Raw genomic sequence first — 16054 nt, forward strand, 5'->3', positions numbered from 1 at the left:
GCGTTACCACGCATCACCTTTCAGCCGAAACACGTAAAACATTACTATGAGCAATAAGTTACATGGCTAAAAAACTTTTGATCAAAACCTGGGGCTGCCAGATGAATGAATACGATTCGTCTAAGATGGCGGATCTGCTCAATGCAGCTGGTGGCTACGAGCTAACCGAAGAGCCTGAAGAAGCAGATGTATTGCTTCTCAACACCTGTTCTATCCGCGAAAAAGCTCAGGAGAAGGTGTTCCACCAACTGGGACGCTGGAAAAACTTGAAAGATCAGAAGCCAGACCTTGTGATTGGCGTTGGCGGCTGTGTTGCAACACAAGAAGGCGACCACATCCGTGAGCGCGCACCTTACGTGGATGTTATTTTCGGCCCACAAACGTTGCACCGTCTGCCTCAGATGATTAATCAATCACGTGAAGACCACGGCCCAGTGATGGACATCTCTTTCCCAGAAATCGAGAAGTTCGACAACTTGCCTGAGCCTCGCGCTGAAGGCCCAACGGCATTTGTCTCCATCATGGAAGGCTGCTCAAAATACTGCACCTTCTGTGTAGTGCCATACACGCGTGGCGAAGAAGTTAGCCGCCCGTTGGATGATGTGCTTTACGAAATCGCACAACTGGCAGAGCAAGGCGTTCGTGAAGTGAACCTACTCGGCCAAAACGTGAATGCATACCGCGGCGAAATGCATGATGGTGACATTTGTACGTTTGCAGAGTTATTGCGTTACGTGGCTGCGATTGACGGTATCGACCGTATTCGTTACACCACCAGCCACCCGATTGAGTTCACTGACGACATCATCGAAGTCTACAGCGATACACCAGAGCTTGTTAGCCACTTGCATTTGCCAGTTCAAAGCGGCTCAGATCGTATTCTGACCATGATGAAACGCCCGCACACGGCGATTGAATACAAGTCAAAAATCCGCAAACTGCGTCAGGTACGTCCTGACATCGCCATGAGTTCTGACTTTATTGTTGGCTTCCCTGGTGAAACCGATGCGGATTTCCAAGCGACAATGAAACTGATCCGTGACATCAATTTCGACATGAGCTTCAGCTTTGTGTATTCGCCACGTCCAGGTACGCCAGCGGCAGACATGCCGGATGACACCCCTGAGCAAGTGAAGAAAGATCGTTTGGCAGAACTTCAGCAGCAGATCAACGCGCAAACCATGATCTTTGCGCGTCAAATGCTAGAGACTGAGCAACGTATCCTTGTTGAAGGGCCATCACGTAAGAGCTTGATGGAATTACGCGGTCGCACAGAGAACAACCGTGTGGTTAACTTTGCAGGCTCAATGGATTTGATTGGTCAGTTTGTTGACGTCAAAATCACTGACGTTCATGCAAACTCGCTGCGTGGCGAACTGGTTCGTACAGAGAAAGAAATGAACCTTCGCATCGCCGTGTCGCCTGCTGAAATGATCGCAAAAACACGCAAAGAAGATGATCTTGGCGTAGGCGTGTATACTCCGTAATAACACGGAGGCCATATTGCCTTACCAAGCCCGTTAGCGAACGGGAGCATTCATCAGTTACCGGTGCATAAAATACGCACCGGTAATATTTCCGAGGACAGGTTTGCGAGGACAGTATTGAACAAGATTATTACCTTAGAAGTATCACTGGAACCAGCTGATAACTCACGCCTAGCCAGCCTATGCGGCCCTTTCGATGACAACATCAAACAACTCGAACGCCGTTTGGGAGTGGAAATCAACCACCGCAGCCATCTCTTCTCCGTCGTGGGTAAGCCACACACTGCCACTGCGGCAATAGAGATTCTCAAAACACTCTACGTTGAAACTGCGCCAGTCAAAAATCAGTATCCAGATATTGATCCAGAAGACATTCACTTAGCCATTAAAGAAAGTGGCGTGCTCGAACAAACCGTCGAGTCGTCAATCCCCTATGGCAAAGAGATTCACATCAAAACCAAAAAGGGTGTTATCAAACCGCGTACACCAAACCAAGCGCAATATATTGCGAACATGGTGACGCATGATATTACCTTTGGTATTGGCCCTGCGGGTACGGGTAAGACCTACCTTGCGGTTGCAGCTGCCGTAGATGCGTTAGAACGTCAGGAAATTCGTCGAATTCTGCTAACACGCCCCGCAGTTGAAGCGGGCGAAAAGCTGGGTTTCTTGCCGGGTGATTTGAGTCAAAAAGTCGACCCGTATTTGCGCCCCCTATACGATGCCCTGTTTGAAATGCTCGGCTTCGAGCGCGTTGAGAAACTCATCGAACGTAACGTGATTGAAGTAGCGCCACTTGCGTACATGCGCGGTCGCACACTCAATGATGCTTTCATTATTTTGGATGAAAGCCAAAACACCACAGTCGAACAAATGAAGATGTTCCTGACCCGTATCGGATTTAACAGCCGAGCGGTGATAACCGGTGATGTGACGCAAATCGATTTACCGCGAAATGCAAAATCTGGCCTTCGTCATGCCATTGAAGTGTTAGCGGATGTAAATGAAATTAGCTTCAACTTCTTCCAAGCAGACGATGTTGTTCGCCACCCTGTGGTTGCACGTATTGTCCTTGCTTATGAAGCGTGGGAAGCGGAAGACGCCAAAGCACGGAAACATGCTGAAGAGCGTCGTCGCCTCGAGCGTGAAGCAGCCCTTGCTGCGGTGCAGCCATCAGAAGAGAACCATCAGTAAAATGCAGTATTTCGTCGATCTTCAAGTCGCGACACAAAACACCGACAATCTGCCAAGTGAAGAGCAATTTAGTCACTGGTTTGAGCAAGCGGTTAAATCGTTTTGCGAGCAAGCGGAAGTGACCATTCGCGTCGTAGATGAGTTTGAAAGCCAAAGCCTAAACCGCGATTATCGCGGCAAGGATAAGCCGACAAACGTATTGTCGTTTCCGTTTGAGGCGCCTCCTGGTGTAGAGTTAGATCTGCTAGGTGATTTGATTATTTGTCGACAAGTCGTCGAAAAAGAAGCCGAAGAACAGAATAAAGAACTATTCGCCCACTGGGCACACATGGTTGTACATGGCAGTCTCCATCTGCTAGGTTATGACCATATTGATGATGAAGAAGCAGAAGAAATGGAATCTCTCGAGATTTCAATCATGAATGCATTGGGGTATGACAACCCTTATGCGGCAGACTTCATCTAAATTAACGTTGTAAATATTGAGACAATGAACGAAGACAACTCACAAAGCTCTGAAGGTCCGAGTAGAAAGACCTTCTTCGAACGTTTAGGACAGATCTTTCAGGGTGAACCTAAAGACCGTCAGGAACTGGTAGATGTATTCCGTGATTCGGAACAGAACGATCTGATCGATCACGATACACGGGATATGCTCGAAGGCGTCATGCAGATTTCTGAAATGCGCATTAGAGACATCATGATTCCGCGTTCGCAGATGGTAACCATCGAACGCTCACAACCTCTCGAACAAATCATCACGGTTATCAATGACGCCCAGCACTCGCGCTATCCGGTGATCAGCGATGACAAAGACCATGTTGAAGGTATTCTGTTAGCAAAAGACTTGCTACGTTACCTGATGCCTGACAGCGAACCATTCGACATCGATAAAGTGATCCGCCCTGCTGTAGTAGTGCCGGAAAGCAAGCGTGTTGACCGATTGCTGAAAGAGTTTCAGGAAGAACGCTATCACATGGCGATCGTTGTCGATGAATTCGGCGGCGTATCAGGCGTGGTGACAATCGAAGATATTCTTGAAGAAATCGTCGGCGATATTGAAGATGAATACGACGATGAAGAAGAGCAAGAAATCCGCCAGTTGAGTAAGCACACCTTTGCGGTGAAAGCGCTAACAACACTGGAAGATTTTAACGAGAAATTTGGTTCTCAGTTCAACGATGATGATATCGACACCATCGGTGGATTGGTGATGACCAGCTTTGGTCACCTGCCAACCCGCGGCGAAGAAGTAGACATTGAAAACTTCCATTTCAAAGTCACCGCAGCCGACAGTCGACGTGTTATCCAATTGCAGGTTACTATTCCAGATACTACTGCAGAGGAAACGGCATAATCGTCAAATGCTAAATATTGAAACTTTAAAGCGGCCCCAAGTATTCATGCGGATCTTCGGGGCCGCTTTTTCTGGTGCGCTCGCCACATTGGCTTTTGCCCCTTACTCTTTCTGGCCAGCTATGCTGGTTTCTTTGTCTACCCTTCTTTTACTCATCCATCAGCAATCCCCCAAGCGCGCCGCATTAATCGGCTTTAGCTGGGGTCTGGGCCAATTTGGTACCGGTGTCGGTTGGGTATATGTGGTGATAGAGAAATTCGGTGGCTTACCCACCGCCATTGGCCTGAGCCTGATTGGTCTGCTTGTGATGTACTTGGCGCTCTACCCAGCGCTATTTGCATTCATTCTAAGACGCGTGCAACTTCCCATTGCATTGTCTTACTTGCTGTTTGCCCCCTCGCTTTGGCTGGTCATCGATTGGTTCCGCGGTTGGTTCCTCACGGGGTTTCCTTGGCTCTGGCCGGGTTACAGTCAAATCGAAGGCCCTCTCTCAGGCTTTGCCCCATTAATTGGCGTACAAGGCATTACGCTCGCACTGCTGATTATTTCTGGTTCCATCGCGTTTGCAGCCATTGCTCGTAAGCTCTCTGCGCTCATACCTGCGATTGTTGTTTTCATTGTCGCCACGGTGTCGGGCTATATTCCTTGGGTCCAAGAAACAGGAGAAAGTGTGGATGTCGCCATGGTGCAAGGCAATGTCCCTCAGGAGCTAAAATGGCTACCTAGCCAACGCTGGCCAACGTTACTGACTTATCAAGACCTGACGCGACAAAACTGGGATGCGGACATTGTGATATGGCCAGAAGCCGCTATTCCAGCCCTAGAACGTGATGTGCCAGATTTCCTTGCTCGTCTCGATGCCGCCGCCATTAACAATAACACCGCCATCATTACTGGTGTTCTGGATCAAAACGATGACGGCCAGTTCTATAACAACGTGATCACCCTCGGTGACAATGGCATGCAGGGATACCATTACCCCGCACAAGAAAGCTACAGCAAGCACCACTTGCTGGTGTTTGGTGAGTTTGTGCCTTTTGCGGACATTCTGCGCCCATTAGCACCATTGTTTAACTTACCGATGTCATCGTTCAGTCGCGGCGATTACACGCAGCCTAACATTGGCGCAAAGGGCCACCAGCTTGCCCCTGCTATTTGTTACGAAATCGCCTTTAGCGATCAAGTACGCCAGAGCTTAACGCCAGACTCAGACTTTATCCTCACCCTGTCTAACGACACGTGGTTTGGTACGTCTATCGGACCACATCAACATCTGGAAATTGCGAGAATGCGAGCACTGGAAAATGGCAAGCCCGTGCTTCGCTCAACCAATACAGGCCTAACGGCGGCGATTGGCTACCAAGGCGACCTGATTGCCCAAGTCCCGCAATTTGAAACCGTGGTGCTGCGTGCAGACGTGCCTACAACGCGAGGACAAACGCCGTATACGCAATTTGGGGATTGGCCGCTGTATATCTGGATTCTTTTGTCTGGTGCGGCGCTGCTTGCGCTAACACGTGGTAAAACTAATATGCCTCCTAAAAAACCTGAGTCGCACTTGTAATACAGAACATTCGCACTCTCTCTATGTCATAAATAAGGCTAAGGATTTTCCTTAGCCTTATTTTTTCGATACCTTTTTCGATATATCAATGTATCGATGTATCGATGTATCGAAGCTTCGATGACCTTAGGGAGATATTCATGCACGCCTTCTTTCGACGACTCTCACTGATCCCATTGCTGCTCTCAGCAGTATTTGTCGCCCCAGCGTCAGCGGAACCCGATGCCGAACTGTTTGCCGACACTCGCGCAGCACTGGCTAACTTCCACCGTTTTGATGAAGTAAAACCGTTTTTCGACAAAGCCTATGGGTACGCGGTCTTCCCCTCCGTGGGTAAAGGCGGATTTTGGATTGGAGGCGCTTACGGAAATGGGTTGGTTTATCAAGGCAACCAAACGCTTGCTCAAGCAGAGCTGATTCAAATCTCGATAGGTTTTACGTTTGGCGGACAGGCATTTAGTGAGATTCTGTTTTTTGAAGATAAAGCCACTTTCGATAGCTTTATGTCAGGAAGCTTTGAGCTTGGTGCTCAGGCATCAGCCACGGCGTTGACAGAAGGGGCTGCGGCACATGTTGGGACAACAGGCACGTCTGCCAGCGCTGGGAATAGCCAATCAAAAGCGTATTACATTAACGGCACAGCCATTTTCACCCAGGCCAAAGGTGGCTTGATGGTGGAAGCGGCGCTCGCTGGGCAAAAGTTCAATATTACGCCGCTAGGGAATTAGAGACCCTACACCCAAACATCACGCAGGATAAGGCTTGCGGCTATACTCCGTGTTGCCGCACTTAATGCACGGGATCAGCACACCGACATGGCTATGTTCGGTCTGATTGCCACACTTCTCGCAAACCAAAATACCTAGCCCAACGACTTCACCAGCAGAGTAAACACCGTGGTGTTGAATATCTTTCAGCACCTCATGCCACTCCAACTGTGTTTTGTCCGTAATTTCAGCCAGTTGCTCCCAAAGCGTATTGGCAATGAGGCTTTTGAACAACTCGCCATCATCAGCACGGTCTTCCGACTCATTATATTGCTCGCTGAACTCCTGAACATCGCGTTTGAAGTACGCCTCAATTAAGGCCAGTTCATCCTTGGTCATGTCAGATGCGGCATCGAAATACCGTTCAGACAAATCCAGCCAACGTTTTAGCTCATCAGGACTGTGCTTTAACGCGTCAGTAATCCGCTGAGTGAGTAATTTATACTCCGTTTTTTGCTCTGTCATAGGTCACCTCTGCATTCAACTGTTGTTGCGCCATCTACCTTTGGTTATTCTATGTCGATTATTTTGGTTCATTTCGTACCTATCTCACAAATTCCCGGATGTCATCGATGCAAGAACAAAACCCGATGCAAGAGCAATACCGTCCTCAGGACATAGAGCCTAAAGTTCAGGCTGATTGGGACAACAACAAAACCTTCGTAGTTCAAGAAGACCCGAACAAGGAAAAGTTCTACTGCCTATCCATGTTCCCGTACCCAAGCGGCAGACTGCACATGGGTCACGTGCGTAACTACACCATCGGTGATGTAATTTCTCGCTACCAACGTCTTCAAGGCAAAAATGTCATGCAGCCAATCGGCTGGGATGCATTTGGCCTGCCAGCAGAAAATGCGGCTGTTAAAAACAAAACAGCGCCTGCACCTTGGACGTACGAGAATATTGAGTATATGAAGAACCAGCTAAAATTGCTGGGCTTCGGTTACGATTGGGATCGCGAATTCGCGACCTGTACCCCTGAATACTACCGCTGGGAACAAGAGTTTTTCACCAAGCTTTACGAAAAAGGCCTGGTATATAAGAAGACCTCTTCTGTTAACTGGTGTCCAAACGACCAAACTGTTCTTGCGAACGAACAGGTTGAAGACGGCTGCTGCTGGCGTTGTGACACGCCTGTAGAGCAAAAAGAAATCCCACAGTGGTTCATTAAAATCACGGCTTACGCACAAGAACTGCTTGACGATCTAGACACCCTAGAAGGTTGGCCTGACATGGTAAAAACCATGCAGCGCAACTGGATCGGTCGCTCAGAAGGTGTTGAGTTGTCATTCCAAGTGGCGGGCAACCCAGACCTAGAAGTGTACACCACGCGCCCTGACACCCTGATGGGTGTAACCTACGTAGGTATTGCTGCGGGCCACCCTCTTGCGGCGCAAGCTGCAGAGACTAACCCAGCGCTTGCTGCGTTTATCGATGAATGCCGTAACACCAAGGTGGCAGAAGCAGAGCTTGCGACCATGGAGAAAAAAGGCATGGATACCGGCCTGAAGGCTATCCATCCGCTGAACGGTCGTGAAGTGCCTATCTTCGTCGCAAACTTCGTACTGATGGATTACGGCACAGGTGCCGTGATGGCGGTTCCTGGTCACGACCAGCGCGATTTTGAATTTGCTACCAAGTACGGTCTAGACATCACGCCTGTGATCTTGGCAGAAGACGGTAACGCACCCGATATTTCTGAAGCAGCACACACTGAAAAAGGCGTTCTGTTCAACTCTGGCGAATTCGACGGCTTGACGTTCGAAGAAGCGTTTGACGCAATTGCGGCAAAACTAGAGTCAGAAAGCAAAGGCCACAAGACGGTTAACTTCCGTCTGCGTGACTGGGGTGTTTCTCGTCAACGTTACTGGGGTTCTCCAATCCCTATGGTGACCACTGAAGATGGCCAAGTACACCCAGTACCTGCAGACCAACTGCCAGTAATCTTGCCTGAAGACGTTGTCATGGACGGCGTGACCAGCCCAATCAAAGCGGACAAAACGTGGGCAGAAACGACGTTCAACGGTCAACCCGCGCTACGTGAAACCGATACCTTTGACACCTTTATGGAGTCTTCTTGGTACTACGCGCGTTACTGTTCACCAAAAGCTGACCAAATGCTGGATTCAGATGCGGCGAACTACTGGTTGCCTGTTGACCAATACGTTGGTGGTATCGAGCACGCAGTCATGCACCTGTTGTACTCTCGTTTCTTCCACAAACTACTGCGTGACGCAGGCATGGTTGAAAGTGACGAGCCGTTCAAACAACTGCTGTGCCAAGGCATGGTGTTGGCAGACGCGTATTACTACAACAACGAGAAAGGCGCGAAAGTTTGGGTTTCTCCAACTGAAGTGACCATTGAGCGTGATGAAAAAGGTCGCATCACCAGCGCTGTTGATACCGAAGGTAATAGCCTTGTTCACTCAGGCATGACTAAAATGTCTAAGTCAAAAAACAACGGTATCGACCCACAAGAGATGGTAGACAAGTACGGTGCTGACACCGTTCGCTTGTTCATGATGTTTGCTTCTCCTGCTGACATGACACTTGAATGGCAAGAATCAGGCGTTGAAGGTGCTAACCGCTTCCTGAAACGTATCTGGAAATTGGTGTTCGACCACACGTCAAAAGGCGCGGTTGCTACATTGGACGCTTCTTCACTGAACGCCGAGCAGAAAACGCTGCGTCGTGAAGTACACAAGACCATTGCAAAAGTGAGCGATGACATTGGCCGTCGTCAAACCTTCAACACTGCGATTGCCGCTGTGATGGAACTGATGAACCGTCTGTCAAAAGCACCACAAGAGACCGACACTGACCGCGCTATTCTTGATGAAGCGTTGAAAGCAGTTGTCGTGATGCTTTACCCAATCACGCCGCACATCAGTATCGAATTGTGGACTGCACTGGGTGAAACTGACGCAGACCATGCAGCATGGCCGCAAGCTGACAAAGACGCCATGGTGGAAGATGAGAAACTGATCATCGTTCAAGTGAATGGCAAGCTTCGCGCCAAAATCACTGTGTCTGCCGATGCCGCGAAAGAAGACGTAGAAGCAATGGCTCAAAACGATGAGCACGTTGTGAAGTTCACTGAAGGGAAAACCGTTCGTAAAGTGATCTACGTGCCGGGCAAACTGGTTAACATCGTTGCGAACTGATCGCATTGTTAACCCCCTTGATAAATAAAACAGGGAGAATTCGGTGACATCGATTTTTCGCTCTCTCCGAACCCTGCTTGTCGTGGTGGCCGCTCTGGCCACCGCGTCTTGCGGATTCCAGCTCCGCGGCAGTTACAATCTGCCCGAGGAGATCCAACAGCTTTCTATCACGAGTTTTGACCAATATGGCAAACTGACCCGTGAAATGAAGTCACAAGTCCGTCTTTACGACATAGACATCGTCCAGCCTGCTGAAAACATCTCAAACCTGCGTTTGAATGGCGAAAGCTACGGTGAAAGCACACTATCTCTCTACCAAAACAGCCGTGTGGCAGAGAAACAATTCGCTTATACCGTCAGCTATTCGGTCACAGTGCCGGGTAAAGGCAACTATGGTTTTTCGACGTCGCTCAGTCGCACATATCTCGATAACCCACTTACCGCATTGGCGAAATCTGTGGAAGAAGAGATGCTGGCACAAGAGATGCGAGTGGAAGCAACCAAGCAAATCATGCGACAGCTTGCTCGATTGAATGCCCACATTGAAGCCTTTGAACGCAAAGAAGCCGAAGAAAAAGCACTGCGTGAGCTTTATCAAGGTGTCGACGACACAACACCGACATTGACCATTGAAACGCGCTTTGACGGCAAAGAAGAAGACCAACGCGGCAAACCGCTTTCCAGTTATAACCTTGATGGCGAAGACGGCGAATGAGGGTCTACCCAGAACAACTGACACAGCGCCTTTCCCAAGGCTTGTGTCAGACTTACTTGCTGTTTGGCAACGAGCCACTTCTTAAACAAGAAGCGCAGCAGAGCATCATTACTGAAGCTGCGAAACAAGGCTTTGATGAAAAGCATCGCTTTACCGTTGATAACCAGCTTAACTGGCAAGACATTTACGACACCTGCCAAGCACTGAGCCTATTCGCAAGTCGTCAGGTCATCGTACTCACGCTACCTGAGAGTGCTCTAACGACAGCACAAGCGAATGCGCTCAAAGAGCTGGCGCCCATGCTGCATCAAGATCTTGTTCTTATTCTCGAAGGCCCCCGCCTTAACAAAAAACAAGAATCCGCAAAATGGTTCACGCTATTTCAAGGCAATGGCCTTTATGTGCCGAGCAACACACCTGATGCGAGGCAGCTTCCTCGTTTTGTTGAAAACCGTTGTCACGCACTCGGCCTAAAGCCCGACCATGAGTCCGTGTTGCTGCTTGCACAATGGCATGAAGGTAACCTTCTCGCGCTGTCACAAAGCTTGATGAAGTTGCAATTGCTCTATCCCGATGGCGAACTCACCTTGCCACGGTTGCAGGATGCGCTCTCTAGAAACAATCACTACACGCCTTTTCAACTCACCGATGCCTTGATTGAAGGCAAAGCAAAACGTGCTGTGCGCATTGTGCGCCAACTCGAAGCAGAAGGCGTAGAAATCACGATATTACTGCGCGTGATTCAAAAAGAACTGATACAACTTTGCAAGATGCAGGAATATGGCGCGTCAGGTATGACGCTAAACAAGATCTTTGATCACTACCGTGTATGGCAAGCCCGTCGCGCACCGCTAACCTCTGCGTTGCACCGTTTGACGCTGCCTAAATTGATGGGTCTTGTACAAAGCCTTGCTGAGATTGAAATCATGGTCAAAACCGATTTTGACAGCCAGCCATGGCCTGCCTTATCTGCTTTTTGTCTCGATATGTGTGGTCACCCAGTTGAACTTCAGCCCCTGAGCTGACTATCTCACCATGCCACCGTATTCTAATCCCAACAGCCAGTGTTATAATTTTATGTCACTGACAACTTGTCACCAATAAGGGGAAAACATTGCTTCCTGAACAACTCCAGCATTTCGTTGTAGATAAAGCCGATGATATGAAAGCTGCAGACATCGTGACTCTCGATGTTCGAGACAAAAGCAGCATCACCGATTTCATGGTGCTGTGTACCGGTAACTCCAAACGTCATGTTTCATCCATTGCCGAACATGTCGCAGACGAAGCACTTGCTGCCAACGTGCGTTCATTAGGTATGGAAGGACAAATTGAAGGTGAATGGGTCGTTCTCGATCTTGGCGATGTCATGCTGCATATCATGCAAGATGAGCAACGTGAGTTATACCAGCTAGAAAAGCTGTGGAACTGATTCGATGAAACTACAGCTGATCGCAGTTGGCACAAAGATGCCGAAATGGGTCGAAGAAGGCTACAAAGAATATAGTCGTCGCTTCCCAAAAGATATGCCACTGGAACTGGTTGAAATCACCGCAGGTAAACGCGGAAAAAATGCAGATATTGCACGCATCCTTCAAAAAGAAGGTGAAGCAATGCTGGCTGCCGTTCCGAAAGGAAACCGCATCGTTACTTTGGACATTCCCGGTAAACGCTGGGATACAGAGCAACTGGCAGAACAACTAGAAAGTTGGAAGCTAGACGCACGCGATGTGTCCATCTTAATTGGTGGTCCTGAAGGTCTTTCACCTGCATGTAAAGCCGCGGCGGATCAAAGTTGGTCACTCTCTCCTTTGACGCTTCCTCACCCGCTGGTTAGGGTTGTAATGGCAGAAAGTTTATATCGCGCCTGGAGCATTACGGCGAACCACCCTTACCACCGAGAATAATTCATGAGATACAAGCGTAGCCCCATACGCGATCATCAGGCCGAGTCATCTTTATTCTTCAGCCGAGCCGTCGTGGCTTTCGGCGGTATTGTCGTTTTAGTCGGCCTTCTTCTGGTTAACCTGTATACCATTCAGGTGAAAGACCATGATGATTACATTACTCGCTCTAACGACAATCGCATCAAAGTGGTGCCAGTTGCGCCCAATCGCGGCCTAATTTACGACAGAACTGGAAAAATCCTAGCGGAAAACCGTCCGGTTTACGCACTGGAAATCACGCCAGAGCAAGTTAAAGACATTCCCGGTACCATTGCGCGCTTACAATCGCTGATTGAAATTTCTGATAGGAACATCGTCAACTTTGAGCGCGATAAAAAACGCTCGCGACGTTTCAACTCTGTGGCGCTGAAAAACCAGCTTACCGAAGAAGAAGTCGCGGTATTCTCTGCTAATCAGCACAAATTCCCCGGCGTTGAAATTAAAGGCTACCTCAAGCGTTACTATCCTTATGGTGATGCACTGACTCACGTCATGGGCTATGTCGCCAAAATCAATGACAAAGATCTCGCGCGTCTTGAACGTGAAGAGCGTAGCTCCAATTACAAAGCGACACGCGATATCGGCAAGCTGGGTATTGAACGTTACTACGAAGAAACACTTCATGGCACCGCTGGCTATCAAGAAGTCGAAGTAAACAGCCGTGGTCGTATCATTCGAACGCTAAAATACGTGCCACCAGAGCCGGGGAAAGATCTCGTGCTGAATCTGGATGTCGACTTGCAGCTATATATTCGCGGGATAATGGGCGAACGCCGCGGTGCAGTGGTTGTGCTAGATCCGAAAGATTCTTCCGTGTTAGCCATGGTGTCATCACCGAGCTACGACCCGAACTTATTCGTACACGGTATTTCAGGCCCAGCCTATCGTGGGCTACTGAATGATAAAAACCGCCCCTTGGTGAACCGAGCAACCCTCGGCATTTATCCTCCTGCATCCACGATCAAACCGTTTATCGCTGTCGCTGCACTCGAAGAGAAAGTCGTAACAACGAAAACCACGCGTAACGACCCGGGTTACTGGCACTTACCTAACTCAACCTCTCGCCCTTTTCGTGATTGGTTAGCATGGGGACACGGTAGAGTGAATATCGTGCAATCAATCGAGGAGTCTGTTGATACTTTCTTCTACCAAGTTGCTTACGATTTAGGGATAGACAAGCTATCCACATGGATGAGTAAGTTTGGTTTCGGCGACTATACCGGCATTGATATTCACGAAGAAAGCAAAGCCAATATGCCAACACGTGAGTGGAAAATGTCCCGCTACCGCCAACCTTGGTACAAGGGTGACACAATTCCTGTCGGTATCGGTCAAGGCTACTGGACTGCCACACCAATGCAGATTGCAAAGGCCACGACGGTATTGGTCAACCGAGGGGAGGTACATCCTCCTCACCTACTGATGCGAACAGAATCAGAAGGTGTACAAGAACTGGCTCCTATCGAACCGTATCCACCCATCGATAATGTCGACGATAAGTACTGGGATGCAGCGCTTGAAGGCATGCGGTTGGTTAACCATGGTAAAAAAGGCACCGCGCGACGTGCATTCGCTAAAGCACCTTATATGACAGGCGGAAAGTCAGGTACCGCACAGGTATTTGGACTAGCAGAAGACGAAGAGTACAACGCAGATGAGCTTGCTGAGCACCTTCGCGATCACGCCTTATATACCGGGTTTGCACCGTTTGATGATCCCAAAGTCGTGGTATCCATGGTGTTAGAAAATGCTGGCGGTGGCTCGACCAATGGTGCGCCAATTGCCCGTCGTATATTTGATCATATGTTGCTCGAAAAAGAGAAAGACGGCGAGGAACGCGTTCAATGAGTATGTTTGCATCTACCGGTCAAAAGAAGACCATTTTTGAACGATTTCACCTCGACGCACCTTTGCTATTTGGCATCATCGCGTTAATGGGATTTGGCCTTCTGGTCATTTGGAGTGCCAGCGGTCAAAGCGTTGCCATGATGGAGCGCCAAGTTTTCCGTATGTTGCTGGCCCTCGGTGTGATGTTTGTACTGGCGCAGTTCTCGCCGCGCCACTATGAGTTCTGGGCTCCTTACATGTATATCACTGGCATCATTATGTTGATTGCGGTGTTATTGGTGGGGGAAACCGCCAAAGGGGCGCAACGTTGGTTGGATTTAGGGTTCGTGACCTTCCAACCGTCGGAATTGATCAAACTCGCCGTACCACTGATGGTCGCGCGATTTATTGGTAAAGAGCCCTTACCACCACGTTTCATTAACCTGGTCATTGGTTTAGTAATGGTGTTCGTTCCGACCATTCTCATTGCAAAACAGCCTGATTTGGGGACATCAATACTGATCGCAGCATCCGGGATTTTCGTGCTCTTCTTGTCCGGTATTCGTTGGCGTATTATTTTCGCCGCAGCCGGACTCGTGGCCGCTTTCATTCCTATCCTCTGGTTCTTCTTGATGCGTGAATACCAGCGTATTCGGGTTCGTACGCTATTTGACCCAGAATCTGACCCGCTCGGCGCGGGCTATCACATCATTCAATCCAAAATAGCCATTGGTTCCGGTGGGATGACAGGAAAAGGTTGGTTGCTCGGCACGCAATCTCAACTCGAATTCTTACCGGAAAGACACACCGACTTTATCTTTGCTGTGATTGCCGAAGAATGGGGATTGATTGGCGTGGCATGTTTGCTCTCGCTCTACCTCTTCATCATCGGTCGAGGCCTGATGTTGGCGAGCCGCGCACAAACAGCATTCGGACGCATGATGGCAGGCAGTATTGTGCTAAGTTTCTTTGTCTATGTGTTCGTTAACATTGGCATGGTGAGCGGCATATTGCCGGTTGTTGGTGTACCTCTGCCTTTAGTCAGTTATGGCGGAACATCCATGGTGACTCTCATGGCAGGTTTCGGGATCCTGATGTCTATTCACACTCACAGAAAAATGCTTTCAAAGGCTTTGTAATGAAAAAACTTTTCGTACTTCTTGCGATCATGCTGTCAGGTTGTGCCACAAAAAATGATGAACGCTACAGCATCGCGCAAGACAAGGCACCAGATGCGACACCAACGCTGGAGCATATCGAAGACGCGCAGCCACGCTACGAGCCTTATAGCCGTGCGGGGAACAAAGACTACACCGTTTTGGGACAGAGCTACGAAGTCATCCAAGATCCAGAGACTTTTGGCACTCAAGAAGGCATTGCCTCTTGGTATGGCAAAAAGTTTCATGGCCACAAGACGTCAAATGGCGAAATCTATGACATGTACTCTATGTCTGCGGCACACAAAACCCTGCCACTGCCAAGTTACGTAGAAGTGGAAAACACCGCCAATGGTAAAAAAGCGATTGTTCGCGTCAATGACCGTGGTCCCTTTCACGAAGGCCGAATCATTGATTTGAGTTACGCTGCCGCATCAAAGCTTGATGTATTGGCGACGGGAACAGCCCCAGTCAAAGTCACTCTGCTTAAGGTCGATAAACCCAAAGATGGCGACGAATGGCAAGGTGCGCGACTAAACCACTATTTTGTTCAGCTGGTCGCTACCTCTGATCAAGCGAAAGCGCAGCAAGCGGCGGCAAGTTTCAGTAAACAGTTCGAACTTCCAGCTGACATACTTCAGGCTGGAGAGGTGTATCGTGTCCGACTGGGGCCGTTTTATGACTACGACCAAACACAAAATGCTGCAATGCTTGCAAGAGAACATCAAATTAATGAGGCGTTTATCGTTGTTGAACCAATTTCTACTGAACCGACTTTGAAATAGAGTGTCATTAATTAGTAAGTTGTTGTAACCCCATCTGACACTTATCAGGGCTATCTGATATAGTGTCGGCTGCTTTTGACTAGAGAAATAT

The 16054-nt window shown here is 48.9% G+C and carries 15 protein-coding genes; 14 read left to right on the top strand and 1 reads right to left on the bottom strand.

The window, feature by feature from the left end; all coding sequences use genetic code 11:
* Window positions 1–62: 62 nt before the first annotated feature.
* The 6 genes from miaB to LRP50_RS05835 all read left to right on the top strand — a co-directional run bounded on the left by miaB (window position 63) and on the right by LRP50_RS05835 (window position 6330).
* Complete coding sequence (miaB, locus tag LRP50_RS05810; RefSeq protein WP_274163532.1) at window positions 63–1487, top strand: tRNA (N6-isopentenyl adenosine(37)-C2)-methylthiotransferase MiaB; 1425 nt, start codon at window positions 63–65, stop codon at window positions 1485–1487.
* Window positions 1488–1604: 117 nt separating this feature from the next.
* Window positions 1605–2681 carry a PhoH family protein gene (locus LRP50_RS05815; protein ID WP_274163533.1) on the top strand — a complete coding sequence of 359 codons (1077 nt, stop codon included), beginning with the start codon at window positions 1605–1607 and terminating at the stop codon, window positions 2679–2681.
* A 1-nt stretch (window position 2682) separates the two neighbouring features.
* Window positions 2683–3147: an rRNA maturation RNase YbeY gene (ybeY, locus tag LRP50_RS05820; protein ID WP_274163534.1), complete on the top strand. Its 465-nt coding sequence runs from the start codon at window positions 2683–2685 to the stop codon at window positions 3145–3147.
* Window positions 3148–3171: 24 nt separating this feature from the next.
* Window positions 3172–4038 (top strand): CNNM family magnesium/cobalt transport protein CorC, encoded by an 867-nt coding sequence (gene corC, locus LRP50_RS05825; protein WP_274163535.1) that lies wholly within the window; start codon window positions 3172–3174, stop codon window positions 4036–4038.
* A gap of 7 nt (window positions 4039–4045) precedes the next feature.
* Entirely contained in the window at window positions 4046–5602 is a 1557-nt protein-coding gene (gene lnt / locus LRP50_RS05830) for an apolipoprotein N-acyltransferase (RefSeq protein ID WP_274163536.1), read from the top strand.
* Window positions 5603–5742: 140 nt separating this feature from the next.
* Window positions 5743–6330, top strand: a complete 588-nt coding sequence (locus LRP50_RS05835; RefSeq protein WP_274163537.1) for a lipid-binding SYLF domain-containing protein — start codon at window positions 5743–5745, stop codon at window positions 6328–6330.
* Between the two features lie 18 nt (window positions 6331–6348).
* On the opposite strand, the gene LRP50_RS05840 is transcribed toward LRP50_RS05835, so the two are convergent.
* The gene (locus tag LRP50_RS05840; protein WP_274163538.1) at window positions 6349–6834 is read right to left on the bottom strand and encodes a zinc ribbon-containing protein; all 486 of its coding nucleotides are present in this window, start codon (window positions 6832–6834) and stop codon (window positions 6349–6351) included.
* Between the two features lie 125 nt (window positions 6835–6959).
* Here LRP50_RS05840 and leuS point away from each other — a divergent pair, with 125 nt between their 5' ends.
* The 8 genes from leuS (at window position 6960) to LRP50_RS05880 (ending at window position 15963) form a co-directional block, all read left to right on the top strand.
* A complete protein-coding gene (leuS, locus tag LRP50_RS05845) occupies window positions 6960–9533 on the top strand; it encodes a leucine--tRNA ligase (protein WP_274163695.1) in 2574 nt (857 codons plus the stop codon).
* A gap of 43 nt (window positions 9534–9576) precedes the next feature.
* Entirely contained in the window at window positions 9577–10248 is a 672-nt protein-coding gene (locus tag LRP50_RS05850; RefSeq protein ID WP_274163539.1) for an LPS-assembly lipoprotein LptE, read from the top strand.
* The gene (gene holA, locus LRP50_RS05855) at window positions 10245–11273 is read left to right on the top strand and encodes a DNA polymerase III subunit delta (protein ID WP_274163540.1); all 1029 of its coding nucleotides are present in this window, start codon (window positions 10245–10247) and stop codon (window positions 11271–11273) included. Before LRP50_RS05850 ends, holA begins: the two co-directional genes overlap by 4 nt.
* A gap of 89 nt (window positions 11274–11362) precedes the next feature.
* Window positions 11363–11680: a ribosome silencing factor gene (rsfS, locus tag LRP50_RS05860; RefSeq protein ID WP_274163541.1), complete on the top strand. Its 318-nt coding sequence runs from the start codon at window positions 11363–11365 to the stop codon at window positions 11678–11680.
* Between the two features lie 4 nt (window positions 11681–11684).
* Window positions 11685–12155 (top strand): 23S rRNA (pseudouridine(1915)-N(3))-methyltransferase RlmH, encoded by a 471-nt coding sequence (rlmH, locus tag LRP50_RS05865; protein ID WP_028023645.1) that lies wholly within the window; start codon window positions 11685–11687, stop codon window positions 12153–12155.
* 3 nt (window positions 12156–12158) lie between these two features.
* A complete protein-coding gene (gene mrdA / locus LRP50_RS05870; protein ID WP_274163542.1) occupies window positions 12159–14042 on the top strand; it encodes a penicillin-binding protein 2 in 1884 nt (627 codons plus the stop codon).
* Window positions 14039–15160 carry a rod shape-determining protein RodA gene (rodA, locus tag LRP50_RS05875; protein WP_274163543.1) on the top strand — a complete coding sequence of 374 codons (1122 nt, stop codon included), beginning with the start codon at window positions 14039–14041 and terminating at the stop codon, window positions 15158–15160. The genes mrdA and rodA overlap by 4 nt, the downstream gene beginning before the upstream one ends.
* Window positions 15160–15963 (top strand): septal ring lytic transglycosylase RlpA family protein, encoded by an 804-nt coding sequence (locus tag LRP50_RS05880; protein WP_274163544.1) that lies wholly within the window; start codon window positions 15160–15162, stop codon window positions 15961–15963. Before rodA ends, LRP50_RS05880 begins: the two co-directional genes overlap by 1 nt.
* Window positions 15964–16054 lie beyond the last annotated feature (91 nt).

Source organism: Enterovibrio gelatinilyticus, from assembly GCF_028683095.1.
GTDB classification, from domain to species: Bacteria; Pseudomonadota; Gammaproteobacteria; order Enterobacterales; family Vibrionaceae; genus Enterovibrio; species Enterovibrio gelatinilyticus.